This window comes from Photobacterium sp. HL06 (assembly GCF_059552575.1).
Window position 1 is genome coordinate 76951 of record NZ_CM183914.1, and the last position, 23228, is coordinate 100178.

Here is a 23228-nt window from a genome sequence, read left to right on the forward strand (position 1 = left end):
TCGTGAGGTTATCAGGCCGGGATTTGGCGCGTTTAGGATAGTGGGTAACAACGAGCCTATGAAATTCAAGGATCTGCGAGACTTTATTGAGTATCTGGAACAAGAAGGCCAGCTTAAGCGAATTAAGCGGCCTGTCGATCCGGATCAGGAAATCACAGAAATTTGTGACCGTACACTACGTGCTGGCGGTCCGGCGTTGCTGTTTGAAAATCCGATTGGTTACGACATGCCGGTACTGGCTAACTTGTTCGGCACTCCTGAACGGGTAGCAATGGGCATGGGGCGCCAGGATGTCAAAGAGCTACGTGAAGTCGGCGAGTTACTGGCCTACCTGAAAGAGCCCGAGCCGCCACGCGGATTCCGTGATGCCATCGATAAAATCCCGGTGTTTAAGCAGGTTTTGAATATGCCGGCCAAACGGCTGCGCAAAGCGCCTTGCCAACAAGTTGTGTGGGAAGGCGATGAGGTCGATCTGGATAAAATTCCGGTAATGAGCTGCTGGCCGGGTGATGTCGCACCGCTGCTTACCTGGGGGCTGACGGTTACCAAGGGGCCGAACAAGAAGCGCCAGAACCTGGGTATTTACCGCCAGCAAAAGCTGGGCAAAAACAAGATCATCATGCGCTGGCTTGCTCACCGTGGTGGCGCATTGGATCTGCGTGATTGGATGGAAAGCCATCCTGGTGAACCCTTTCCGGTTTCCGTGGCATTTGGTGCCGATCCTGCCACTATTTTAGGCGCTGTGACCCCGGTTCCAGATACCCTGTCGGAATATGCTTTTGCCGGTTTGCTGCGTGGCAGCAAAACCGAAGTCGTAAAAAGTATCAGCAACGAGCTGGATGTACCGGCCAGTGCGGAAATTGTCCTGGAAGGGTATATCGATCCTGAAGAGTTTGCTGATGAAGGCCCTTATGGCGACCATACCGGCTATTACAACGAGGTCGAGAGCCACCATGTGTTTACCATTACACACATCACGATGCGTAAAGACCCGATTTACCACAGCACCTACACCGGACGTCCGCCAGATGAGCCTGCCGTACTAGGGGTGGCGCTGAACGAAGTGTTTGTGCCTATCTTGCAAAAGCAGTTCCCGGAAATTGTTGATTTCTATCTGCCGCCGGAAGGGTGTTCTTACCGGATGGCGGTCGTCACCATGAAGAAGCAGTACCCGGGTCACGCCAAGCGGGTGATGCTGGGGGTCTGGTCCTTCCTGCGCCAGTTCATGTACACCAAGTTCGTGGTCGTCTGCGACGATGATGTCAACGCACGGGACTGGAACAGTGTTATTCAGGCAATGACAACCAGAATGGATCCGGTTCGTGATACGGTGATGATAGAGAACACACCTATCGACTCACTCGATTTTGCGTCTCCTGTGGTTGGCCTTGGCTCAAAAATGGGACTGGATGTCACCATTAAGTGGGAGGCTGAAACGGCTAACACTCCGAGCGAAAACAGCCAGACCAATCCATCTTTCGATATTGAAGCGGGCACCAGCAGCTTACTCAAGCAATTTCCAGAGATTGTCGACTTCTATTTACCGCCGGAAGCGGATGCCAATAGAATGGCTATCGTGAGTATCAAAAAAGATGCCGCAGGCCAAGCCCCGCGGGTGATGGATGGCGTCTGGTCGTTCCTGAGCCAGTTTACTGATGCCAAGTTTGTCATTGTCTGTGACGATGATGTCAATGTACGCGACTGGAACGATGTTATTTGGGCAATTACGACCCGAATGGATCCGAGCCGTGATACCCAGCTGATCGCCAATACCCCGATTGAACTAGTGGATTTTGCTTCTCCTGTGGTTGGCCACGGCTCAAAAATGGGACTGGATGCAACCAATAAGTGGCAGGGTGAAACTGATCGCGAATGGGGAACTCCAATTAGCAAAGATCCCAACATTGTTGCCAAGGTCGATGCTACCTGGGACGAGCTGGGAATTTTAGATTAAACAACCAACATAGCAGGGCCGGGTAACAGGGGTTATCCGGCTCTATGAGTAACCGATATGCACCAAGTACGCCTATTGCCTCATGATATTACGTTTGCTGCTGATGAGCAGGAAACGGTGTTGCAGGCAGCGCTCAACGCAGGCGTCGCTTTTCCTAACCGATGTCAGGTCGGGGCATGTGCCATGTGTCTGTGTCGCAAGCTATCTGGCGAGATAAGTTACCAGCTTGAGCCTATGCTTACTGAGAAAGAGCAAGCCGAAGGTTGGATCTTTACCTGTCAGGCCACAGCCAAAAGTGACTTGGTATTAGAGTTAGACTAGAGGAAGACAATGTCTATTAAATGTGAAGTAAAGTCAGTTGAATCGCTCGCGTGTAATACCTACCGTATTCTGCTTCAGCCAGAGCAACTATTAGAATTTAAAGCTGGCCAGTACCTGCTGGCGGTGATGGGCGAAAAAGATAAGCGTCCGTTTTCGATTGCCAGTAGCCCTTGCCGTGAAGGTGAGCTGGAGCTGCATATCGGCGCGGCCGAGCATAATCCGTATGCCATCGAAGTGGTTAATGCGATGAAAGCAGCACTTGAAGACGGTCAGCCGTTTGAGATTGAGGCCCCCCATGGCGATGCCTGGGTCCGCGAAGATAGCGACAAGCCATTGCTGATGATTGCTGGGGGAACCGGGTTCTCTTACGTGCGTAGTATTTTGGATAACTGTCTGAGCCGCGGCGTGAGCCAGCCAATTTTCGTCTATTGGGGCGGCCGAGACGCCTGTCAGCTGTATGCCAATGATGAGCTGCAGGCACTGGCAAAGCAGCACAGTAACCTGACCTACGTGCCGGTAGTGGAAACTGCGCCGGAAGGCTGGCAGGGTAAAACCGGTAATGTCTTAGAAGCGGTGAGCAACGATTTTATCAGCCTGTCGGCTTACGATATTTACCTGTGCGGCCGCTTTGAAATGGCAGGCGCGGCACGCGAGCAGTTTACGGCTGAAAAAGGTGCCGAGCGCGAGCGGATGTTTGCTGATGCGTTTGCGTTTATCTAATCGCGCGCAACGCGCACGATTAGAGGAAGCGTAGGGGGGCGCTTTGCTTCGGGAAGCGGGAAGGAGCTGCTCTTTCCCGCTTCCCGTAACCCTTTACGCTTCTTTCTGTTAAGCTCTTGCCAGCTCGACTTTTCGCTTCACCCACGTCTCGTTAATCCACAGCGATGCCATGATGATCACCCCGCCGATGACCAGGCGCAGGTAGTCGACGTCGCGGTTCCAGATCAAGATATTGACAATCAAACCGGCTGGAACCAGGGCATTGTTCATGATGGCCAGTGCACCGGCGTTCACCAGCGTAGCTCCTTTATTCCAGATGAAATAGCCAAGGCCGGAGGCGATTGTGCCGAGGTAGATCAGAATGCCCCACTGGGTGTTGGTGGTTGGTAGCTTGTCGAGGTTACCAAACAGCAGGAACATTGGCAGGGCGACGCAGATGGCACCGAGGTAGAACAGGCCGAAGACGGTATGCTGCGGCAAATCGGTGTTTTCCTGCTCCATGATCCGCTTGTAGCCGACCTGGCCGATGGCAAAACACAGGTTTGCCCCCTGGACGATAAAAAAGCCGATAATGAAGTTTTCGTTGATCCCTTCAAACTTGATGACGGCGGCGCCTAATACCGCAATAGCAGCGGTGAGCAGGTACCAGGCGGAGAATTGTCTATGTAGCAGATCGTAGATCAGGGTGACATAAATCGGAGTGAAAATGGTAAAGAGCAGGACTTCCGGCACGCTCAGGTAGAGGAATGACTGGTAATAAAAGCAGTACATCAGCCCGAGCTGGAAGGCGCCGACGACCATCAGCTTGATAGCGAGTTTCGGGTGCAGGTGTTGTTTGCGCAGAAAAGGCAGGAATACCAATGCCGCGAGGGCCACTCGGGTCAATACTGAAAACCAGGCATCGACCTGGCCAGCTAGGTAAACACCGATCAGACTGAAGGAGAACGCCCATAGCAGGGTGATAGCAGATAAATATCCCATATGAATGAATAACTAGGTTCCATTGAATAATGGGGATAGTGTAACTGATACCGTTGGGATGAAATATGGTCAATTGGTGTGGGTATTGGCAAGGTAGCAATCACGGCAAGTGATCGCCCCCCGATTATATAGCCCACAAAGAGTACACAGCGGACAAAAAGCTTACTTTAGCGGGACCATTAGCAGATCGACCGGGGTATGGTTAATAAGCTGTTTGGCTGAAGAGAGGATTTTGCTCCAGAAATCCTGGTGGTGGCCGCATACCACCAGCTCTACGTCGATATCATTGATGGCATGGCAGATTTCGTCGCTGAGATCGCCACTGCCGACCAAGGTATGCGAAACCGGGTAGTTGGCCTTGGCTGCCAGTGACTGCAGCTGTTTTTGTGCATCATCGGCCATGCGGTGCTGGGCTTCGGAAAGGTTAATATCGATCAGCCCGGTATAGAGCTCGGCATAGTTCACATCAATATGGATAAGGGATAGTTTTGCATTGAGCGATTTGGCCAATTGGGCAGCTTTGCTAACCAGCGTGTAGCTGTCATCAGAGAGATCAATTGCGACCAGAATGTGTTTGTAAGCCATACTTTGCACTCCTTATCATATGTTTTTGCCCATGCTAGCACCGAGTATAACGGAATAATATCGCTCAGATCGCATCCTGATAGGCTTGGGAGCACTGTGATGGTGATAAATGAATTTCTTTGAGTTGCATTCTCAATTTTGCATTGTGACAATGGGTTATCGGCGATTTCATACTGATCGGTGAGATTGGTATAAACTAGAATAGATAGGAGTAGTGCGATGTTAGCTCATGCAATGGTTGAAAAATTGAACGAGCAAATCAACTTGGAGTTCTTTTCTTCTAACCTCTACCTGCAAATGAGTGCGTGGTGTGAAGACAAAGGCTTTGAAGGTGCAGCTGAGTTTCTGCGTGCCCACGCTGTCGAAGAAATGGAACACATGCAGCGCCTATTCACTTACGTGAGTGAAACCGGTGCGATGCCAATCCTGGGTGTGATAGAGGCGCCTAAGCACGAATTCTCATCGCTGGGTGATGTTTTCCGCGAAACCTATGAGCACGAGCAGCTAATTACTGACAAAATTAACAAACTGGCTCATGTCGCGTTTACCACTCAGGACTACTCTACCTTTAACTTCTTGCAGTGGTATGTTGCAGAACAACACGAAGAAGAAAAACTGTTTAAAGGTATTTTGGATAAGATTGAGCTGGTGGGTGAAGACGGTAAAGCACTGTTCTTCATCGATAAAGATCTTGCCGCGATGGCAAAAGCTGAGTCTTCATCGGTAATGGATACACAGGCTGGCTAATGATGGCTGAGGGCGTGCCTGCCACGCCCTTGAATCACCCGGCCAGCATCTGAGTAAAGTTGTTCGGGGGTTATTATGATCAGTGGTGATGCACTTATATTCGCTCTCTTTTTGGTCGCTGTCGTTAATATTTCTCGCTATATCAGTACACTACGTACGTTACTGGCGGTGATGCGCGAGTGCGATCCTCTTCTCTACCAACAGGTTGACGGTCGGGGCTTTTTCTCATCCCAAGGCAACGTCACCAAGCAAATTCGCTTGTTTCATTATATTCGCAGCCAGCAATACCAGAATCACCATGATCCGGTATTCATGGAAAAATGCGTTAAAGTCCGCAAGTTGTTTGTCTTGGCAAGCACGTATCTGATGGTCTTTTTTATTTCGATCTTTGTGGTGGCTTATCTCGGTATATAGCGGTGGCGCTATCACATGATTTGGGCTGAGTGACCGCGTCAGATCACCAGAACAGAAAATGCCATGATCGCAGGGGTAAAAGGACCATAGCGACTAATGCGGGCTCAAAACCTTCCACTGGTTTGTACTGGAGGTGGGCGGTGCTGTGATCTTTTCCTTTCCAATCATGATGCTATATCTACCGCCATTTTCTGTGGCAACGAGGACGTTCCCGCGCTTAGTAACGATAACGGATTCAATTTGGTATTCAGCATCGGGGTAGGTAGAATAGCCCCCGGTTTTGAGGGATGCAGGCAGCTTGGCTCTGGCATCCCTTTTTCATTGCTCTGCAAAAATAGCATAGTGAAATAACAGGTTAGTAAAGACGGTACTGAAATGGCAGACAAGTTTGATGTGGTGATTATAGGTGCAGGCGCGGCAGGGCTGATGTGCGCGGCAGAAGCCGGCAAGCGTGGCCGCTCGGTGCTGGTGGTTGATCATGGTAAAAAGCCAGGACGGAAAATCCTGATCTCCGGCGGCGGCCGCTGTAACTTTACCAATTATGATGTTGCTGCCAATAATTACGTCTGCCGTAATCCTCACTTTGTGAAATCGGCGCTGTCGCAATATACCCAGTGGGATTTTATTGCCATGGTTGCCAAACACGACATTGCCTATGAAGAGCGCGATCACGGCCAGTTATTTTGCGAAGAATCTGCCAAAGATATTGTCAGTATGCTATTGGCAGAGTGCGATCAGCCAACAATAGCCCAGCGCTACCGCTGTGATGTTCATCATATCAGCAAGACTGAAACAGGTTTTAGCCTTAAGCTCAACACCGATATGGTTGAGTGTGAATCTCTGGTGATCGCGACCGGCGGCCTGTCGATGCCGAAGCTAGGCGCCACACCGTTTGGTTATCAGGTCGCAGAGCAGTTCGGCCTCAAGATGGTGCCGACCACTGCAGGGTTGGTTCCCTTTACCCTGCACAAAGAAGAAAAAGAGGCCTATGCCGAGCTGTCGGGCATTGCGATCCCGGCAGTTGTCGAGGCTGAAGATGGTACTACGTTCAAAGAAAACTTATTGTTTACCCACCGCGGCTTGTCTGGCCCGGTGATCCTGCAAATTTCCTCTTACTGGACCCCGGGCCAGAAGGTGACGGTTGATTTGTTGCCGGATCTTGAGCTTGCTGAGACGCTTGCGGCCATGCGAGAAAAGCACCCGAACCAGAGTGTGAAGAACTCACTGTCACGTCTGTTGCCCAAGCGCCTGATTGAAGTCTTGATTGAGCGTGGTGATATCCAGGACAAGCCGCTCAAACAGCTTAATCCCAAAGATATTGCTGCGATGGCAGCCTATTTCCATCAGTGGCAAATTGCACCCAACGGTACCGAGGGTTACCGCACTGCCGAAGTTACTCTCGGTGGGGTTGATACTGACGAGCTGTCATCAAAGACCATGGAGGCCAAAAAGATACCGGGGCTGTATTTTGTCGGTGAGGTAATGGATGTTAGCGGTTGGCTCGGTGGCTACAACTTCCAGTGGGCCTGGAGCTCGGGCTTTGTTGCCGGACAGTATGCTTGATCAGCAATGATAAAAAATACGAAACGGCGCACTGCGCCGTTTTTAATATCTATACCTGTAATATTACTGCCTGTAATGTCGCTTGTGGTTTGCGGCTTGTTACGCTGCACTTGCCTTTTATTAACGCATGAGAAACATCTGCGTGCTTTTGGTAAATTTCATAGAAAAACCTCTGGTTAGATCACAGAAAATCCCTATAATCCGCTGGCTTTTTAATCTAGACAAGAAAACTCGGAGTTAGCCGGAAATGAAAAAAACAGCGATGAAAGCCGTTGCGATGACAATCCTTGCGACATCACTGACAGGTTGTATCGGTCAGATGGGAACGTCTCAGTTGGTAACCAAAGCTAACCTGAGCGCTGTGGATAACCGCTATGGCCGTGCTGGCCTGTTTGTTCTGATGAGCCCGGTTTATGGCCTTGCCGCCACCGCTGACCTGTTCATCTTCAATACGATTGAGTTCTGGACGGGTAAAAACCCGATCACTGGTAAGTCACCGGCAGTCGCTGATCAGCCTGTTGATGCGATCTTCAAAGTGAACGGTAGCCTGGACAAGTCAATGACCTCTGCCCCTCTGGCTAGCGTTCAGCACAGCAATATTGAAGCTGCAAGCTTGCGTCAGCTGGATGAAAAAACGCTGGAAATGAATGTTGCTTACCGCAATGGTGACAACGCTGTACTGCGTGGCGAGAAAAACGGCGAAGAAGTGAACTTCTTCCTAGACGGTGAATTCGTTGCAGCCGTGAGTATTGATGAGCTAAACCAGTACGCACGTAACCAGGCATAACGGCTGGGCTGGCAGGTGAATACAAAAACGGGAGCATGGCTCCCGTTTTTGATTTCTGTATTTCGCGTAACGCTTATTACGGCACTGATTTACTGTCGCCGATTGGCGACAGACCCTGCCATAAAATCTGAAATGCCCCTTCCTGATAGGCCGGTAGGGTGGCTAACTCCGGCCGTTCGGCAAACAGGTTGGCTGTCGCTAGGTAATGGCTGTGGCAGAAATTGACCACCAGATCTACTGGCAGTGCGGCAAGCTGGTGCTGCTCTTGTGCCTCGTTTAGCAACTCAATCAAAAAAGCCATCGAGGTGGCCATTAATTCCTGGTGCAGCCCGATCCCGAATTGTGGGTCATGGGCGATTTGCTGCATGAACTGCAGCTTCTCTGGATTTCGCTGAGCCCATTGCAGGGCTTGTTGCCAAAAGTGACGAACCTGGCACTGAAGTGCTTCCTCATGTTGGTGAAGCTGCATGGCTTGGCCAAGCTCGGTTTTTATGTCGCGGTAGAGGGTAACAACCAAGTCCTGTTTGCTGGCAAAGTGGTGGAATAGGGTGCCTGTTGCGACGTTGGCCTGTTTGGCAATACTGGCTGTTGACGTCGCCTGGATGCCATGTTGGACAAATAAGCTCAGGGCGGTGTCGAGAATTGCCTGTTTTTTGGTGCTGGTCATAACAAGGTGCTTACTGTCTGTGGCTGGAAAGGGTAATCCCCGACCTCCTGTCTGGAGTGCCGGGAAGGTCGCTTGGAATTAGCGTAGGAAAAATGCCAGCATCAGCTTCTGTATCCAACCGCCATAGGGCGGGGTTGCAAGCGTGGTTGTGGTGAGCTTGCCGCGGCTGAGTACTGTCTTGGCCTTGGAAAAGCTCAAGAATCCTTCCTTGCCATGGTAGTGCCCCATCCCTGACGGGCCTATGCCACCGAATGGCGCATCATCGGCGCCGACGTGCACTATGGAATCATTAATACATATTCCGCCGGAATGGGTTGTGGTTTTGACCTGCTGCTGCAACTCGGGATTTAGGCTCATCAGGTAGAGTGCCAGCGGGCGTGGGCGCTGGCGGATGTAGTCCAGTGCCTGGTCGATTTGCTGGTAGGGGATCACCGGCAGCAAGGGCCCGAAGATTTCTTCCTGCATCAAAGTCATGTCATCGGTAGTGTTGAGAACTAAATGGGTGATCATCCGGTGCTGCTGGTCATCGCGGGCCTGGGTATGACAGGGGATCACCTTGGCGCCTTTTTCCCTGGCATCATCTAGCCATGCACTCAGGCGGTCATACTGGCGAGTGTTCACTACTGAGGTGAAATCGTTGCTGGCGACGCCCTGAGGATACATTTTGCCAAATTGCTTTTGGTACTCGGCAACAAAATCATCCACTTTCTCTTCAGGTACCAGAACATAGTCAGGGGCAACGCAGATCTGCCCGGCGTTCAAGCTTTTGCCGTAAACCATCCGTTCAACGGCCATGCCCAGCGGCATGTCAGGGGCGATCAGGGCCGGTGTCTTGCCACCCAGCTCCAGGGTGACAGGGGTCAGGTTGTCGGCCGCAGCGCGCATGACATGGCGTCCGACAGTGGTAGAGCCGGTAAACAGCAGGTGATCAAACGGTAGGGCAGTAAAAGCGGCTGCGGTATCGGCCTCGCCTTCGAAGACGGCGACTTCATCGTGGCTAAAGGTTTCTGACAGTAGTTCACGTAACACCGAATTGGTACGGGGGGTGAACTCGCTGAGCTTGATCATTGCGCGATTTCCGGCCGCTATTGCTGTGATCAGCGGGCCAAGGCTTAGCATCACCGGAAAATTCCACGGCACCACGATGCCGACTACGCCCAGCGGCTGATAAATCACTTCAACCTTGGCCGGAGCCAGCATCAGCCCGGAATGGCGGCGGGATGGTTTCATCCACTTTTTCAAGTGTTTGATCGTGTAGTTGAGGTTCATCACGCAGGGCAGGATATCGGCCATCAGGGTATCGTGCGGGCTGCGCTGGCCATAGTCCTGGCCAAGCGCGTTACATAATGGCTCTTTGGCGCTGAGCAAGGCGCTTTTCAGTGCTTTCAGTTTATCGAGGCGCTGTTGGAGAGACGGCATGGGCTCGGCCATGAACCGGGCCTGTTGTGACTGCAAGGTTTTTTCCATTACGGCGCTATCTAAGCGCTGAGTGTTAATCTCTTCTATTGCTGTCATTGCCTCTCTCCTTTGGGGGCCTGCCGTTTATTAAGACGTTGACCAGCCAACCGACTAGTCAGTCGGTTTTAGTATAGTTGATAATTTCATAATCTGGGGTGTTCCAGCCCTCTGATGGACTGGCGAGGTTTAAGGCTGCCTGGCATGACCGCTTTTATCTGCATGAAAAGTGCTGATAAACTCTTGAAAGTATAGGTTTAGCTGAGTGGCTTGAGCGGGTTCGCCTAATAATTCCAGCAGGGCAATGCCGGCTTCACAGGTGCAGAGGTTACCTGCTTGCTGGTTGCGGCGCAGCTGATAGGCAGATGTTGACGCTGGGGTGAGGCTCAGGCGGGGCAGCTGCGCCAGCCAGGCGCTTTTACGAACCATCTTTCGCGCTTCCTGCCAGGTAGCATCAAGCAGAATGAACAGGGGCTGTTTACCATCGGCAGCGGGTTGATAGTGGGAAGCCGGGTGCTGCTCATCACTGGGAAATAATAGCCATGGCTGATAATGGGGGCTGCTGAGCTGTTCCAGCAATGTCGCGGGAGGGTTGACCCTATCCCAGGTATAGCGCTGGCAATGGGGCAGCGTACGCAGCATCAGCTCGCCGGTATTGGTGTCCTTGCCGAGCTCTTTGGGGTGGGTGAGCAGAATAAAATGGGCATCACAGCTTAGTTGGGGTTCGGTATCGCAGATGCAATTATGCACAAAGCCGCAGCGGGGACAGGACATAATGGGGTCTCGTGGTTGTTCTATTGGCTGGCAGGGAGTGTGACACATCCCTGCCAGAGAGGGCAATCCAGTGCGGGATGGTGCGGTTATTGCTTTTTCAGGTTCAGGCCATCGCCACCTAGGCTGTAGGTCTGGCCGTTGACCGTCTCCTCTTTGGCCGTGATCTGATTGCCATCAAAGGCAAATACCCGTGTGCTGATCAGGCGCCTGCCTTGGTGTTTGGCCATCACTACCTGTACTGCATTTTCCCCGGCCTGTTGCCAGAACCCCGTTTCATTCAGGCTTGGCTCGCCGGAAGGATAGTCATAGCGGGTGGTGGCCGAGTGATCCGGGTGCAAGGTGACGGTTGTTGTCAGCACCGGAGAGCCGTTAATGTATGACGTCCCTTGGTAACGGCCTGCCCAGTTAAGGGTAATATCGGTGGCACCGAGTGTTGCGCAGCCTTGATACTCTCGGCCTTGCCATTTCAGGCTGGCCTGCCAGCCAAACAGGGAGTCGCTCATGGTGTCGTTGCACTGGCCTTTTGCCAGTTCAAGTGTGAAGTCTTCGCCCTGGTAGCGCTGCTTGCCAGCCTGGATGTGCTTATTGGTGATCGCTTGTTGCTGGCGCTGTTGTCCGGGGCGGATCAGACTGGCTTTATCACCATCAACTTCGACCACCCAGCCGGGCTCATGGCCAAAAGCACGGGTGGTATGGGGGAGCTGGTGGCAGCCGCTGATCATTTCGGCCGAGATCAGGTTAATTTGTTTGACGTTGAAGCGGCCGTCATAGTCGGCCGCAAAGCCTTCGGCAGGGGCGGGTTCAAGAGAGCCAATAAATTCGCCATACATTGGCTCGTAGCCCGGACGGGTGATTTGGGCCAGCGACTGGCGGTCGGCGAGTGGGGTATTGAGCCAATATTGCTGGGTGCTGCCACAAGGCTGAATACTGCTAGACTCATGGCCAAGAACCACGGTGCCCCGCAGCATAAATGCCTGTACTTTGCCCTGTTCGGCAGCCATGGTTGGAGCGCTGTCGGCTTGGGTTACCTCAACAGGAGAAGACGTCGTCGAGGGCGATGGAGCGGAGCAGCCCGCCAGAAGCATCAATAGGGCAGATGCAGGTAAAGCCTGTTGCAAGTGTGTCATTCGGTTCCCCCGGTATGTTAGGTTGAGAAGCTGTAAAGTCATTATTCCGCCCGCTAAGACTTACAGAGTTATAGCGTAGCTTGGCAACAATAACGAGAACGATATGGCCAATTGGTTATTTAAAACAGAGCCAGATACATTTTCGATAGACACCCTGAAACAGCAAAAAGTTTCCTGCTGGGAAGGTGTTCGCAACTATCAGGCCCGTAATATGATGCGGGACGAGATTAAAATCGGCGATCAGATCTTTATCTATCATTCTTCCTGCAAGGATGTCGGGGTCGTCGGGATTGCAACAGTGGTAAAAGAGGCGTATCCAGATCACTTTCAGTTTGATCCCCAAGGGCCGTATTTTGACCCGAAGTCTGATCCTGATAACCCTCGATGGGTGATGGTCGATATTGAATACCAGCGCCACCTGCGTCTGGTGTCGCTCAAGCGGCTCAAGGCTAATCCGGCATTGGCAGAGATGCCCTTAGTCAAACGGGGCAACCGCCTGAGTATTATGCCGGTGACTGATGGGCAGTGGCAGGAAATACTACAGATGACAGGTCAGTTTTAGGACTATTCTAGAATAGTTCTAGGCCTTTTATGGATATGGAAACAGGCAGCCTTGGGCTGCCTGTTTTTGTTCCTGCTGGTACTAGAGCAGGGTGTCAGCGAGGTAATGGGCGACAGCTTCATCACTGCAGGCACCAATCACGCTATTGTCCGGAAGGGCTTGTTTCACTTTGTCATGCGCCGTGCCCATGATCAGCCCTTTGCCAGCCATGCTTAGCATTTCGACATCGTTCATACCGTCACCGAAGGCCAGGCAGTCTTTCAGCCCGTAGCCTTTTTCTTTTGCCACGGCTTCAAGGGCATGGCCTTTCGATACGTTCGCATCCATCACTTCCAGGCACCATGGGGTCGAAAAAGCAATGTTTGCCTGTTGGCCAAATGCGTCATTGAAACGCTGTTCCCATTCCACCAGCTTGTCGTGGTCCCGGTCATCGCGGATAAAGAAAACCTTGGCTACGCCCTCTAGCGGCGGGTTGTCGACATCAAATAGCTGGTAGCTAAATGCCTCGTGGAAATCTTTCAGGGACAGGTCTTCGGCACTCAGCAGCCAGTCGTCATGACGGTAAATATGAATTTTCAGCTCAGGATCTTGTTTTGCCATCGCAATAATACCGCTGATCACTTCAGGCTGGACATCCTGTTGGAAAATGACCTCGCCCTGGCAGTTGTGAACACGGGCGCCGTTGGAGGTGATCATGTAAGCCGGGATCCCCAGGTGCTCACGCATGCCTGCGACATCGATATGGTGGCGGCCCGTTGCAAAGATGAAATCTTTTCCCTGTTGGTGAAGCTGGTTGAGGACATCTTTGGTGAAAGGGGCGATTTTGTGGTCGGGGGTTAGCAGGGTACCGTCCAGATCTGAAGCAACTATCTTATACATGGAAAATCTCGGCTCTAGGAACAGGGAACCCTTAACCTTGAAGGCTAAGGGGGAATAGGATGAATATTAAACCAGTTTGATGGCGAGAAAAGAGGTTAATCTAACACTCTTCCTTTTCCGCTTTCTTGAAGTGGTTGATGGTGGCCGCCAGCACGGGATGACGGTATTTGTCGACTTCAAACAGGAGTTCGTGGCGGGCCCCTTCGATCACGGTTAACTGGCAGGAACGCTTTGCCTGCTGCATGGCCTGGCAAAACAGGTTGTGCGCCTGGTTATCGACAATATGGTCGGCACTCCCCTGGAGCAGGAGGATTGGTGTGGTGATCTCGGGTGCCAGGTTGATACACCGCTTGGCGGCGGCGATGCCCTGCCACACCCAGCGTGCACTTGGGCCGCCGATTTTTAGTTCAGGCTTTTGTTCATACAGGTCGCGGAACCACTGGTAGCGGATCTGGCTCTGGCACAATGGGTTGTCGGCAAATGGTTTTGGGTAGTAGGGCACTTGCCCTGGCGCATAGTCGGGCTGGCGCTGCAGCTGTTCAACGACACGGGCCAGTGGGGAGGCGATCGGCTTCATCCAGTTGTTGATGTTAATCCCGTGCATCGGGGCGCTGAGTACTGCACTGTCAATCAGGGAGGGGTGCTGAGCCATAAACAAGCTGCCGATGGTGCCACCCATAGAGTGGGCCAGCATGAAATGTTGCTGATATCCTTTCGGGGCTATCACTGTATCAAAGAACGTTTTGAGATCGCTGACATAGTCGTCAAAATCTTCGATGTGGCCAAGCTCGCTGTCTTCGGCCAGTCGGTCCGACACCCCCTGGCCACGGTGATCCAGGGCAAAGATATCGTAGCCCTGCTGCACCAAGTCATAAAACAGCTCCTGGTATTTCCAGTAACTTTCGATCCGGCCGTTAACCACGATGATGGCTTTGTCATGGTTAAACCCAGTTAGGCTGACCCAGCCGACATTGAGCTGATCGACGCCCAGAAACATGCCTTCCAAACGGTGTTGCCACAACTCGGCAACGGGGCCTGCCATGGTATCGCAGAACTGAGATTCCCTGGAAAAATGGAAGTAGTGTGGTGGTTGGACAGTCATAGCATTTCTCAGCGTAATGAAAAGGATATAAATTGCTTGTGTGCGGTCAGTCGCAATGACTGATGACAAAATCTACGTTCAGTATAACGTAAAGTGATCACATCACTATTAGTGAGTGTGAGTTGCTTTAGTGATTGAACTACTGTTAACTTGTAGCCGCTTTAGGCGTAGAGGCGACTAAAGCCCCCTTGCTAATTGACGATTAATTGCGGGCACGATAGAGATTTTCACTAAATGAGGGAGAGTTGGAGTGAGTATCGAAGTATGGCTGGCCTACCTGGCGACAGCGGTCGTATTTAGTTTGGCCCCGGGCTCGGGGACGGTTAACTCAATCAGCAATGGTATGGTCTATGGCTGGCGTAAGTCATTGGCTTCCATTCTAGGACTGCAGGCCGGGCTGGCTTTTCATATTATGCTGGTAGGTGTTGGCCTTGGTGCGATTGTGGCCAAGTCTGCCACGGCATTCATGCTCATTAAGTGGGTCGGGGTTATTTACCTGGTCTGGCTTGGCATTCAAAAGTGGCGGGAGAAGGCCACGGTGGATGTCACGGTAAGCTCCACACAGGTTTCTGCCTGGCAACTGTTTCGCCAGGCTGTGATGGTTAACCTGACCAACCCCAAAACCATCGTGTTCCTTGTTGCCCTGTTTCCCCAATTCCTTAACCCGGCGGAGCCGCAATTACTGCAGCTGACTGTGCTGGGGATCACGACTCTGGTGATTGATACCATTGTGATGTTGTTTTATGTCACCTTGGCGTCAAAGCTAACCGTATATATTCGTTCTGCCAAGGTGATGGGCGGATTAAACCGCTTGTTTGGTTCCATGTTTGTTGGCTGTGGTGCGTTGCTCGCGACCGCCAAGGCATGATTATGCAGTAATTAGGTTGTTGACTGTTATAATCAACGTAGACATTTTATTTATATTTCAAACCATTAAGGAACCACGCAGGCATCATGTACTCTTACGTCGCACGCCAGCCTATTTTTAACCGCCAGCAACGTACTGTTGGGTACGAGCTGCTGTTTCGTGACGGTGAAAGTAATGCCTTTCCTGTCATCGAAGCGAATAAAGCGACGTGCCGATTATTGGTTGAAAACTATATGGCGGTAGGCGATAACCCAGCAACTGCCGGCCAGCGAACCTTTATTAACTTCCCCCATGAAAGCCTGATCCGCCTGCTTCCGATGCTATTGCCGAAAAGAAAGGTAGTCATTGAAGTGCTCGAGACCTGTACGCCGGATGAAGAGCTGTTTGTCGCCATCAAATACCTCAATCGCCAAGGCTACGTGATTGCGCTGGATGATTTCGAAATGGAACCGCAGTGGCAGCGTTTTTTGCCCTATGTACATATTATCAAGCTGGATCTGATGAAAGTCGGTATCGAGCAGGCGTGTGAATATGTGCTCCAGAATCGTGCGCGTAAGCTGAAGTTCTTGGCCGAGAAAGTGGAAACTCACCAAGACTTTGCTTTAGCCTATGAAGCTGGTTTTCAGTTCTTCCAGGGCTATTATTTCAGCAAACCTGAACTGCTGAAAAATCGCCAGGTAGAGCCGGAAAAACTCACCACGATCCGCTTGTTACAAGAAATTTGCCGTGATGAGGTGGATTTCAACCGGGTGGAGAAAATCATAGTCAGCGATGTGTCGCTGTCCTATTTGCTATTGCGTTATGTTAATGCGGCTGCCCACCGTGCAATTGAGCCGATCAGCTCATTCAAACAGGCACTGGTATACCTTGGTGAAGAAAAAATTAAAATGTTTGTCAGTGCAGTCGCCACGGCCCATGCCGCGATCGATAAGCCGAGAGAGCTTTACTCCCTGTCGTTACAGCGAGCCAGAATGTGTGAGATGCTGGCTGCCAGCAGTCGCTTGCCGATTGTGAAGGATAAGGCTTTTCTTACCGGGATGTTTTCTTTGCTTGATGCCCTGTTGGATAATTCGCTGGAGCAGATACTGGTTGTGCTACCGCTGGAGCCGGAAGTTCAGGATGCCTTACTCAACCACCATGGTGAATTGGGGCAGATGCTTGCCCTGCTCGATGCCTACGATCAGGCTGATTGGGTACAGATCAGCGCTTATTGCCAGGCCCTGGGGATCAAGGAAGAGATGGTCGCTAAAAGTTATCAGCATGCGCTGAAGTGGTCATCGCAGTACATGAACGCTTCACCGGCCTCTGGTTCCTCGACGACCTGATAGTTGTGCCAGATGAACCTTTTTTGAAGAGGCGGTGACAAGGCTTATTTGTCACCGCCTTTTTGTTTACACTGGCTTTTTGGACTAGACCAAATTCATGTCTCAGGAGATTGGAAGTCAGTGTCTGTTTTTGCGCTTGTGCTGGTCGTGCTCTCTGCCATTATTCATGCCAGCTGGAACCTGCTGGGGAAATCCCGGACACCAACCCCTGCGTTTTTCTGTGTGGCCAGTATCGGTGCCGGGATTCTGTTGCTCCCGGTGATGGCCGTTGTGCTGGCTAGGCAGCCGATACTGCCGGTTTCATTTTGGCTGTTGTTGCTTGCCAGTGGCTTTTGCCAAATGGTGTATATGGCTAGCCTGGCTCGTGCTTATCAGCAAGCTGATGTCGGCGTGGTTTATCCGATCGCCCGTGCACTGCCGGTGCTGATGGTCGCCACCGTCAGTAGCTTACTTGGCCAGCCACTGCCGGCTTCGGCATGGTCAGGGATGGTCTTGGTAACACTTGGTTGCCTGATGGTGCCCATCGTTTGTTTTCGACGTTGGCACTGGCGGGCTTATCGGCAAGACGGGTGCCTGTGGGCATTACTGGCGGCAATTGGGACGGCAGGTTATTCAGTATTGGATAATCATGCGCTGGCAGTCATGACGGAGAGTGCTCAGGGCACGCTTTCGCCATCGCTGGTGGCGTTCGGCTATCTGGGCATGCAGTTTATTGTCACTGGGTTTTGGCTACTGCTGTGGTGCTGCAACGGATTGGGATGCCAGCAGCTGAGGTATGGCTGGCAGGATAAAGGTGCCGCTTTGCTGACCGGCGTTATGATGGGCGGGACTTATGGCCTGGTGCTACTGGCAATGACGCTGACCGACAATGTCAGTTATGTGGTTGCCCTGCGCCAGTTGAGTATTCCTATTGGGGTTGGACTGGGTATCTGGTTATTACGCGAGCCCGCACACAGACCGAGGCTGGTCGGGGCGGGGCTGGTTTGCCTTGGGCTGGTGGCCGTGTCGCTACGTTAAATAGCAGGGACTAGGACCTTCCCCCTGCATACTGACTCAACACCTTCACCGCTGCGGTCAAAGCCGGGTTAAGGGTTTTATTCGACGGGTAACAGAGCCCCAACCGGCGGAACATCCGCGGTCCGTCTAACGGGACGGTGACCAGCTGGTTCGCGGTTTCCAGTACCCCGGTCGGTAGAAAAGAGATCCCCAGCCCCGCCTGCACCAGGTGCATTACCTGGGTTTTGTGTTCGGCTTTGGCAACCAGGTTAACGGCCAGGCCATCACAGGCCAAAAGGCCTATGGTCTGCTGATGTGCTTCACAGGGTGGGCACTCAATAAAGTCATGCTGGTGGAGCTGCTCAGGCGGCACTTTTTCCAGAGCGGCCAGCGGGTGATCCGGCTGCATGCACAGCACATAGTCTTCGTCCCAGAGTGGCAGGAAAATTTCATCTTCTGCCTTGAACATATCTAATGTCAGGCGGGCATCTGCAGGGGCGTCATGATCGACCAGCTCCAATAACAGGTTGGGAATATGCTGTTTGAGCTGTGCCAATACCTTGGCAAGTTGCGCTTGGCTCAGATCCGGAAAGTTGGCCAGTTTCAGCGGTAGGCACTCGGTACGCTGCTGAAAGAGCTGTGGCAGGCGGTTGATATCTCCAAGCAGCCGGATTGCTAGAGGGTAGAGGTAGTGGGCCTCATCGGTGAGATCGACCCCCTTCTTATGGCGTACAAACAGCGGGGTGTTGAGCTCGGTCTCCAGCTGTTTGATGGCATTGGAAATGGAAGGCTGTGAGACAAAGCAACGCTCGGCGGCGAGCGTAATGTTCTTCTCTTCGTAAACTGCAACAAAAAAGCGTAGCAGGCGTAAATCCATAAGGGGAAACTCGTTTGGGATCAGGCAATCATGATAACAAACAGCATAGCGGCTGGCGGGATAAAAACAAAAGCCGGGAATCATCCCGGCTTGTTGGTTGAGGCGAGTACTTAGCCTCCGATATTGTAGAAGGTGGCAGCACCTGGGCCGACAGGGATCCCCAAGATGAAGACCCAGACGTAGAACATGATGCTCCAGCCGAACACAAACACAATGGAGTATGGCAGCATGGTTGAAATCAGCGTACCTAGGCCAAGGTTCTTCTGGTAACGGGTAGCTACCGCCAGGATCATACCGAAGTAGCTCATCATCGGGGTGATGATGTTGGTAACAGAATCACCGATACGGTAAGCCGCCTGGATCGTTTCCGGTGCGTAGCCGACCAACATCAGCATCGGAACGAAAATTGGTGCGGTAACCGCCCACTGGGCTGAGGCCGAACCGATCATCAGGTTGATGAAACCACACATCAGAATAAAGGCGAAGAACAGCATAGGGCCTGTCAGGCCGATGGATTGCAGGAAGTCAGCGCCGGCAACCGCAAATACCTGGCCGAAGTTGGTCCATTTGAAGAAAGCAACAAACTGGGCGGCGAAGAAGACTAGCACGATGTACATTCCCATCGAGGCCATTGACTTCGACATCGCATCAATCACATCGCGGTCATTCTTCATGGTGCCGACGACCTTGCCGTAGGCAAAACCCGGAATAGCAAAGAACACGAAGATGAAGGCCACGATCCCTTTCAGGAACGGCGAGCCTGCGATCAGTCCGGTGTCTGGGTGGCGCAGGATCCCGTTTTCCGGCACGATAGTGAGTGCCAGCAGCGCAGCAACACCTAGTGCGGCCAGCCCTGCCGCCTTCAGGCCTTTTTTCTCAAGCTCGGTCAGCTTGCCCATCTTGTCTTTGCCCAGATCTTCGCTGGCTTCTTCCGAGTTGTATTTCCCCAGTTTTGGCTCAACGATTTTCTCGGTGACGAATGCACCCATAATGGTGATGGCAAACGTCGAGGCAAACATGAAGTACCAGTTGACCTCTGGCCCTACCGAGTAGTTTGGATCAATCATCTGGGCGGCGGTCTGGGTGATGCCTGATAGCAGCGGGTCAACGGTGCCCAGCAGCAGGTTGGCACTGTAACCACCGGAAACTCCGGCAAATGCGGCAGCAAGACCGGCGAGAGGATGGCGGCCCAGCGAGTGGAACAGCATTGCGGCCAGTGGTACTAGTACCACATAACCCAGCTCTGATGCGGTGTTGGAAATGATACCGGCAAAAACGACAACGAGTGTCACCATGCGGCGGGAAGCGCCCATGACAAGGCCACGCATCGCCGAAGACAGCATGCCAGAGTGTTCGGCAATCGCGACACCCAGCATGGCGACCAGTACAGTACCCAGAGGGGCAAAACCGGTGAAGTTGGTCACTAGGTTGGCTACAATTTTCTGCAAGCCTTCAGCATTGAGCAGGCTGACTACATGGATCATGCCATCGGTAGCACGGCCTGCTGCCCCCTCTGGACGGGGATCGGCAACGGCGACGTCAAAGAAGCCGGCAATACCGGATGCCACCAAGATGGCAAGGCAGAAGAGGGCAAATAGGGTGATTGGGTGGGGCAGTAGGTTGCCGAGCCATTCAACGGTATCAAGAAAACGGGTGAACAGGGTTTTCTTCGGTTGGTGTTGTGTTTGCTGTGAAGCAGATGAGTGCATCACGACCTCCATTTATCGTTTTAATCCCATCAATGGGTACATCTCTTGTCGGGAGGGAGGTTACGTCATTGTTAATGCCTCAAACAAAATATAATTGTGTCAAAATGTTTCACTTGTTTCTATTGTGTCTGTCTGGTGTTGGTTTTTTGGTTGATTGTTTTGTTGTGCCTATGTTTTGGTCAATGGTGATTTTGTCTGGTTATGATGCTGGTTGATTATTGCCCGGTCGTGGGCTGGATAACAGGTATTAGGGAACAGTGAGTTAGCGAAACTAGCGTAATAATTTCGTGTTCCAGCTCACAAAATTTGTTTTCATACAATGAATAAAGCTTTACTGGTAACTTTTTGATAACAACCAACCGTGATCAAGAGAAGTGAAATGTGGCCGTTGAATGGTCTATCCATAGCTAATTCTTATGGTAAACAGAAAAAATGGATATTTTTCACGACCATGCTAGCCAGATATAGTAGCGCCATCAACTTAACGGCGCCGTTGATGATATCTCTTATATCTATTAGCAAAGGGTTTAATTATGTCTAAGTCTCTTATTGTGATCACAGGTGCAAGTTCAGGCATTGGTGAAGCAACGGCACGTAAACTGTCCGCAGAAGGACATCCGCTACTGCTGCTGGCTCGCCGTGTTGAACGCCTGGAAGCACTGCAGCTACCGAATACACTGTGCCGCCAGGTGGATGTGACTGATGCCAAGGCATTTGCAGCCGCAATTAAGGATGCAGAAGCACAGTTCGGCCCGGTGGATTGCCTGATCAACAATGCCGGTGTGATGCTGCTGGGACTGGTCCATGAACAAGACCCGGCCGAATGGAAAACTATGTTTGATGTCAATGTGATGGGGCTGCTCAATGGTATCCATGTGGTACTGGCAGAGATGAAGGCGCGCCAGCACGGCACCGTCATTAACATCAGCTCGGTTGCTGGCCGTAAGACATTCCCGAGCCATGCCGCATACTGCGGTACGAAGTTTGCTGTTCATGCGATCACCGAAAATATCCGCGAAGAAGTGGCCGATGACAATGTCCGCTTTATTACCATTGCCCCGGGTGCGGTAGAAACAGAATTGCTAAGCCACACGACCAGTGATGAGATCAAGGCCGGTTATGAAGAGTGGAAAGAGGGCATGGGCGGTGTGATTGCACCGGAAGACATTGCCAATGCAATCAGCTTTGCCTATCAACAGCCACAGAACCTGTGTATTCGCGAGATTGTTCTGGCAGCCACGCGTCAACAACCATAATGTCAGCATTGGGTTAGTTATCGCCTAAAGCCAGAGTAAGTTCAGGTACTTACTCTGGCTTGCTGCTATATTAAGAACAGGATTGGAGAGCAGGCCTTGGTCGCTCCCCCTTGCTAGGGCAAATGCTGGGCTGTTGTTAATGGGAGGCTGACGGGTGAGGCAAAAGGTTGTCTTTTTTGATTTACTGCGCTGCATAGCGGCTATTGCCGTTGTCGTTATCCACGTCCTCGGCCCTTATCGTGACCAGCTGGGAGTCATATCTGACAGCGCTTGGATCACCGCCACCAGTTTTAATAGTTTTAGTCGTTGGGCTGTGCCGGTATTTATCATGATCACCGGGGCTTTGATGCTCACCGATACCCGTGAGTTTGATGCTAAATACTATGTAAAAAGACGGCTCGGTAAGGTATTGGTTCCCTTTCTGGTATGGTCCGTATTTTATGCCGTCTTATCTGGGCTGACGGCGGCGGGTTACAATGCGGGTACTGCACTAGAAACGCTGATAGCGCTGCCCGAGCATGAAACCTATTACCATCTTGGCTTCTTTTACTACTTCCTTCCTTTGTACTTTGTGGTGCCTTTCTTTCGCTATTATGTCCAGCGTACCGATCGTGTAGGGGCGATAGGGCTTACTTGTGTCTGGCTGGTGCTGACAACCTTGTTCCTGTTTAAAGTCGATGGCTTATGGAGCCATCGGCTGATTTTGTATAGCGGGTACTTACTTTTAGGCTACTGCCTGTTTCAATATCAATGGCCTGTATTGAAATGGCTGTCGGTACTGGGTATCACAGGGTTGCTGCTGACGGATTATATGGTTGTCAGTAACAGTTTTGCGGCGGGGGAATATACCGTTGGACGCTGGATGTCCTACAAAACAATCAATACTGTTCTCATTGCAGCGATGATTTTTGCACTGTGCCAGCATGTTGGCGAGCGTTTGAGTCCGGCCTGGCTGGCGCGGGCTGCCTTCATGAGCCGTTACAGCCTCGGTATTTATCTACTGCACCCGATATTCTTATGGCCGGTACGTGAATATGATCTGTATTTTGCTCACCCGATCATCATGATCCCGTTCTGGACCCTGATTTGTACCGGGCTGGCGCTAACGGCCAGCTGGCTGTTGGTAAAGAGCGCGAAGACTGCGTGGTTGGTTCCTTAGGCAGAAACGTGCCCGCAGTCGCTTGCCGGGACGGACAGTTAATCGCGCTGTAGGGCGAAGTGGAGAAAAGAGAGTCCCTTATAGGTCATGGTGCCGCGATCACCTGGATTCAGCGCATGGTAATAATGTACGCCAACCATGAATTCGCGCTTCGGGCCGCCTTTGGTTGGTTGAACATAAACCCAGTACTCTTTGTTATCTTCACCTGGCTGGGCACCAATGACAGCAGTACTTTGTTTATCCAGGATTTCTACATCAATTTTTCGCTCGGGAGCATTTTCTCCCTGCATATGGCGGCGATAAAAGCGGATAAAATAAAAAATAGACACAGTAAACAGAACGACAACTGCCAGTGCAATCCATATTGGCATTAATGAACTCCTTGATTATCCAGATAATC

At 51.7% G+C, this 23228-nt stretch carries 24 protein-coding genes; 13 read left to right on the forward strand and 11 right to left on the reverse strand.

Annotated elements, in window-relative coordinates:
* The first annotated feature begins 58 nt into the window (after nucleotides 1–58).
* From ubiD to fre, 3 genes are read left to right on the forward strand one after another with little or no spacing between them, the layout of a single operon-like run.
* Nucleotides 59–1954, forward strand: a complete 1896-nt coding sequence (gene ubiD / locus AC51G0_RS00330) for a 4-hydroxy-3-polyprenylbenzoate decarboxylase (RefSeq protein WP_496300200.1) — start codon at nucleotides 59–61, stop codon at nucleotides 1952–1954.
* 57 nt (nucleotides 1955–2011) lie between these two features.
* Nucleotides 2012–2275, forward strand: coding sequence for a 2Fe-2S iron-sulfur cluster-binding protein (locus tag AC51G0_RS00335; RefSeq protein ID WP_496300201.1), 264 nt, complete (start codon nucleotides 2012–2014; stop codon nucleotides 2273–2275).
* Between the two features lie 9 nt (nucleotides 2276–2284).
* A complete protein-coding gene (gene fre, locus AC51G0_RS00340) occupies nucleotides 2285–2995 on the forward strand; it encodes an NAD(P)H-flavin reductase (RefSeq protein ID WP_496300202.1) in 711 nt (236 codons plus the stop codon).
* Between the two features lie 108 nt (nucleotides 2996–3103).
* On the opposite strand, the gene AC51G0_RS00345 is transcribed toward fre, so the two are convergent.
* Nucleotides 3104–3976 carry a carboxylate/amino acid/amine transporter gene (locus AC51G0_RS00345; protein ID WP_496300203.1) on the reverse strand — a complete coding sequence of 291 codons (873 nt, stop codon included), beginning with the start codon at nucleotides 3974–3976 and terminating at the stop codon, nucleotides 3104–3106.
* 162 nt (nucleotides 3977–4138) lie between these two features.
* Nucleotides 4139–4561: a universal stress protein gene (locus tag AC51G0_RS00350; protein ID WP_496300204.1), complete on the reverse strand. Its 423-nt coding sequence runs from the start codon at nucleotides 4559–4561 to the stop codon at nucleotides 4139–4141.
* A 219-nt stretch (nucleotides 4562–4780) separates the two neighbouring features.
* Here AC51G0_RS00350 and ftnA point away from each other — a divergent pair, with 219 nt between their 5' ends.
* The 4 genes from ftnA (at nucleotide 4781) to AC51G0_RS00370 (ending at nucleotide 8072) form a co-directional block, all read left to right on the forward strand.
* A complete protein-coding gene (ftnA, locus tag AC51G0_RS00355; protein WP_496300205.1) occupies nucleotides 4781–5308 on the forward strand; it encodes a non-heme ferritin in 528 nt (175 codons plus the stop codon).
* A 75-nt stretch (nucleotides 5309–5383) separates the two neighbouring features.
* Nucleotides 5384–5722, forward strand: a complete 339-nt coding sequence (uspB, locus tag AC51G0_RS00360; protein WP_496300206.1) for a universal stress protein UspB — start codon at nucleotides 5384–5386, stop codon at nucleotides 5720–5722.
* Between the two features lie 375 nt (nucleotides 5723–6097).
* Nucleotides 6098–7285 carry a BaiN/RdsA family NAD(P)/FAD-dependent oxidoreductase gene (locus tag AC51G0_RS00365; protein WP_496300207.1) on the forward strand — a complete coding sequence of 396 codons (1188 nt, stop codon included), beginning with the start codon at nucleotides 6098–6100 and terminating at the stop codon, nucleotides 7283–7285.
* 247 nt (nucleotides 7286–7532) lie between these two features.
* On the forward strand, nucleotides 7533–8072 hold the full coding sequence (locus tag AC51G0_RS00370) for a DUF3332 domain-containing protein (protein ID WP_496300208.1): 540 nt from the start codon (nucleotides 7533–7535) through the stop codon (nucleotides 8070–8072).
* Nucleotides 8073–8148: 76 nt separating this feature from the next.
* Here AC51G0_RS00370 and AC51G0_RS00375 read toward each other — a convergent pair whose 3' ends face one another.
* From AC51G0_RS00375 to AC51G0_RS00390, 4 genes are all read right to left on the reverse strand, one after another.
* A complete protein-coding gene (locus tag AC51G0_RS00375; RefSeq protein ID WP_496300209.1) occupies nucleotides 8149–8739 on the reverse strand; it encodes a TetR/AcrR family transcriptional regulator in 591 nt (196 codons plus the stop codon).
* Between the two features lie 78 nt (nucleotides 8740–8817).
* Nucleotides 8818–10254 (reverse strand): coniferyl aldehyde dehydrogenase, encoded by a 1437-nt coding sequence (locus tag AC51G0_RS00380; RefSeq protein WP_496300210.1) that lies wholly within the window; start codon nucleotides 10252–10254, stop codon nucleotides 8818–8820.
* Between the two features lie 129 nt (nucleotides 10255–10383).
* Nucleotides 10384–10968 carry a tRNA-uridine aminocarboxypropyltransferase gene (locus AC51G0_RS00385; RefSeq protein ID WP_496300211.1) on the reverse strand — a complete coding sequence of 195 codons (585 nt, stop codon included), beginning with the start codon at nucleotides 10966–10968 and terminating at the stop codon, nucleotides 10384–10386.
* A gap of 86 nt (nucleotides 10969–11054) precedes the next feature.
* Nucleotides 11055–12095 (reverse strand): COG3650 family protein, encoded by a 1041-nt coding sequence (locus AC51G0_RS00390; RefSeq protein ID WP_496300212.1) that lies wholly within the window; start codon nucleotides 12093–12095, stop codon nucleotides 11055–11057.
* 103 nt (nucleotides 12096–12198) lie between these two features.
* Between AC51G0_RS00390 and AC51G0_RS00395 the strand changes: the two genes are divergently transcribed.
* Nucleotides 12199–12657 carry an EVE domain-containing protein gene (locus tag AC51G0_RS00395; RefSeq protein ID WP_496300213.1) on the forward strand — a complete coding sequence of 153 codons (459 nt, stop codon included), beginning with the start codon at nucleotides 12199–12201 and terminating at the stop codon, nucleotides 12655–12657.
* 81 nt (nucleotides 12658–12738) lie between these two features.
* Here AC51G0_RS00395 and AC51G0_RS00400 read toward each other — a convergent pair whose 3' ends face one another.
* A complete protein-coding gene (locus AC51G0_RS00400) occupies nucleotides 12739–13536 on the reverse strand; it encodes a Cof-type HAD-IIB family hydrolase (RefSeq protein ID WP_496300214.1) in 798 nt (265 codons plus the stop codon).
* Nucleotides 13537–13636: 100 nt separating this feature from the next.
* Nucleotides 13637–14638: an alpha/beta fold hydrolase gene (locus tag AC51G0_RS00405; RefSeq protein ID WP_496300215.1), complete on the reverse strand. Its 1002-nt coding sequence runs from the start codon at nucleotides 14636–14638 to the stop codon at nucleotides 13637–13639.
* Between the two features lie 250 nt (nucleotides 14639–14888).
* On the opposite strand from AC51G0_RS00405, the gene rhtB reads away from it, so the two are divergent.
* The 3 genes from rhtB (at nucleotide 14889) to AC51G0_RS00420 (ending at nucleotide 17848) form a co-directional block, all read left to right on the forward strand.
* Nucleotides 14889–15506: a homoserine/homoserine lactone efflux protein gene (gene rhtB, locus AC51G0_RS00410; RefSeq protein ID WP_496300216.1), complete on the forward strand. Its 618-nt coding sequence runs from the start codon at nucleotides 14889–14891 to the stop codon at nucleotides 15504–15506.
* A gap of 86 nt (nucleotides 15507–15592) precedes the next feature.
* On the forward strand, nucleotides 15593–16831 hold the full coding sequence (locus AC51G0_RS00415) for an EAL and HDOD domain-containing protein (protein WP_496300217.1): 1239 nt from the start codon (nucleotides 15593–15595) through the stop codon (nucleotides 16829–16831).
* A 120-nt stretch (nucleotides 16832–16951) separates the two neighbouring features.
* Complete coding sequence (locus AC51G0_RS00420; RefSeq protein WP_496300218.1) at nucleotides 16952–17848, forward strand: EamA family transporter; 897 nt, start codon at nucleotides 16952–16954, stop codon at nucleotides 17846–17848.
* 10 nt (nucleotides 17849–17858) lie between these two features.
* Here the strand turns inward: AC51G0_RS00420 and AC51G0_RS00425 are convergent, their stop codons facing one another.
* On the reverse strand, nucleotides 17859–18704 hold the full coding sequence (locus AC51G0_RS00425; RefSeq protein WP_496300219.1) for a LysR family transcriptional regulator: 846 nt from the start codon (nucleotides 18702–18704) through the stop codon (nucleotides 17859–17861).
* Nucleotides 18705–18814: 110 nt separating this feature from the next.
* A complete protein-coding gene (locus tag AC51G0_RS00430; RefSeq protein WP_496300220.1) occupies nucleotides 18815–20413 on the reverse strand; it encodes an AbgT family transporter in 1599 nt (532 codons plus the stop codon).
* Nucleotides 20414–20946: 533 nt separating this feature from the next.
* Here AC51G0_RS00430 and AC51G0_RS00435 point away from each other — a divergent pair.
* Complete coding sequence (locus AC51G0_RS00435; protein WP_496300221.1) at nucleotides 20947–21669, forward strand: SDR family oxidoreductase; 723 nt, start codon at nucleotides 20947–20949, stop codon at nucleotides 21667–21669.
* 154 nt (nucleotides 21670–21823) lie between these two features.
* Complete coding sequence (locus tag AC51G0_RS00440) at nucleotides 21824–22828, forward strand: acyltransferase (protein ID WP_496300222.1); 1005 nt, start codon at nucleotides 21824–21826, stop codon at nucleotides 22826–22828.
* A gap of 38 nt (nucleotides 22829–22866) precedes the next feature.
* Here the strand turns inward: AC51G0_RS00440 and AC51G0_RS00445 are convergent, their stop codons facing one another.
* Nucleotides 22867–23199: a DUF2500 domain-containing protein gene (locus AC51G0_RS00445; protein ID WP_496300223.1), complete on the reverse strand. Its 333-nt coding sequence runs from the start codon at nucleotides 23197–23199 to the stop codon at nucleotides 22867–22869.
* Nucleotides 23200–23228 lie beyond the last annotated feature (29 nt).

Excerpts from the sequence above, each read along its gene's own strand:
- AC51G0_RS00435 (WP_496300221.1), top strand. The coding sequence starts at position 20,947 with ATGTCTAAGTCTCTTATTGTGATCACAGGTGCAAGTTCAGGCATTGGT.
- AC51G0_RS00380 (WP_496300210.1), bottom strand. The coding sequence starts at position 10,254 with ATGACAGCAATAGAAGAGATTAACACTCAGCGCTTAGATAGCGCCGTA.
- ftnA (WP_496300205.1), top strand. The coding sequence starts at position 4,781 with ATGTTAGCTCATGCAATGGTTGAAAAATTGAACGAGCAAATCAACTTG.
- AC51G0_RS00350 (WP_496300204.1), bottom strand. The coding sequence starts at position 4,561 with ATGGCTTACAAACACATTCTGGTCGCAATTGATCTCTCTGATGACAGC.
- AC51G0_RS00385 (WP_496300211.1), bottom strand. The coding sequence starts at position 10,968 with ATGTCCTGTCCCCGCTGCGGCTTTGTGCATAATTGCATCTGCGATACC.
- AC51G0_RS00365 (WP_496300207.1), top strand. The coding sequence starts at position 6,098 with ATGGCAGACAAGTTTGATGTGGTGATTATAGGTGCAGGCGCGGCAGGG.
- AC51G0_RS00430 (WP_496300220.1), bottom strand. The coding sequence starts at position 20,413 with ATGCACTCATCTGCTTCACAGCAAACACAACACCAACCGAAGAAAACC.
- ubiD (WP_496300200.1), top strand. The coding sequence starts at position 59 with ATGAAATTCAAGGATCTGCGAGACTTTATTGAGTATCTGGAACAAGAA.
- AC51G0_RS00395 (WP_496300213.1), top strand. The coding sequence starts at position 12,199 with ATGGCCAATTGGTTATTTAAAACAGAGCCAGATACATTTTCGATAGAC.
- AC51G0_RS00425 (WP_496300219.1), bottom strand. The coding sequence starts at position 18,704 with ATGGATTTACGCCTGCTACGCTTTTTTGTTGCAGTTTACGAAGAGAAG.
- AC51G0_RS00335 (WP_496300201.1), top strand. The coding sequence starts at position 2,012 with ATGCACCAAGTACGCCTATTGCCTCATGATATTACGTTTGCTGCTGAT.
- fre (WP_496300202.1), top strand. The coding sequence starts at position 2,285 with ATGTCTATTAAATGTGAAGTAAAGTCAGTTGAATCGCTCGCGTGTAAT.
- AC51G0_RS00345 (WP_496300203.1), bottom strand. The coding sequence starts at position 3,976 with ATGGGATATTTATCTGCTATCACCCTGCTATGGGCGTTCTCCTTCAGT.
- AC51G0_RS00370 (WP_496300208.1), top strand. The coding sequence starts at position 7,533 with ATGAAAAAAACAGCGATGAAAGCCGTTGCGATGACAATCCTTGCGACA.
- uspB (WP_496300206.1), top strand. The coding sequence starts at position 5,384 with ATGATCAGTGGTGATGCACTTATATTCGCTCTCTTTTTGGTCGCTGTC.
- AC51G0_RS00400 (WP_496300214.1), bottom strand. The coding sequence starts at position 13,536 with ATGTATAAGATAGTTGCTTCAGATCTGGACGGTACCCTGCTAACCCCC.
- AC51G0_RS00445 (WP_496300223.1), bottom strand. The coding sequence starts at position 23,199 with ATGCCAATATGGATTGCACTGGCAGTTGTCGTTCTGTTTACTGTGTCT.
- AC51G0_RS00415 (WP_496300217.1), top strand. The coding sequence starts at position 15,593 with ATGTACTCTTACGTCGCACGCCAGCCTATTTTTAACCGCCAGCAACGT.
- AC51G0_RS00390 (WP_496300212.1), bottom strand. The coding sequence starts at position 12,095 with ATGACACACTTGCAACAGGCTTTACCTGCATCTGCCCTATTGATGCTT.
- AC51G0_RS00375 (WP_496300209.1), bottom strand. The coding sequence starts at position 8,739 with ATGACCAGCACCAAAAAACAGGCAATTCTCGACACCGCCCTGAGCTTA.
- AC51G0_RS00405 (WP_496300215.1), bottom strand. The coding sequence starts at position 14,638 with ATGACTGTCCAACCACCACACTACTTCCATTTTTCCAGGGAATCTCAG.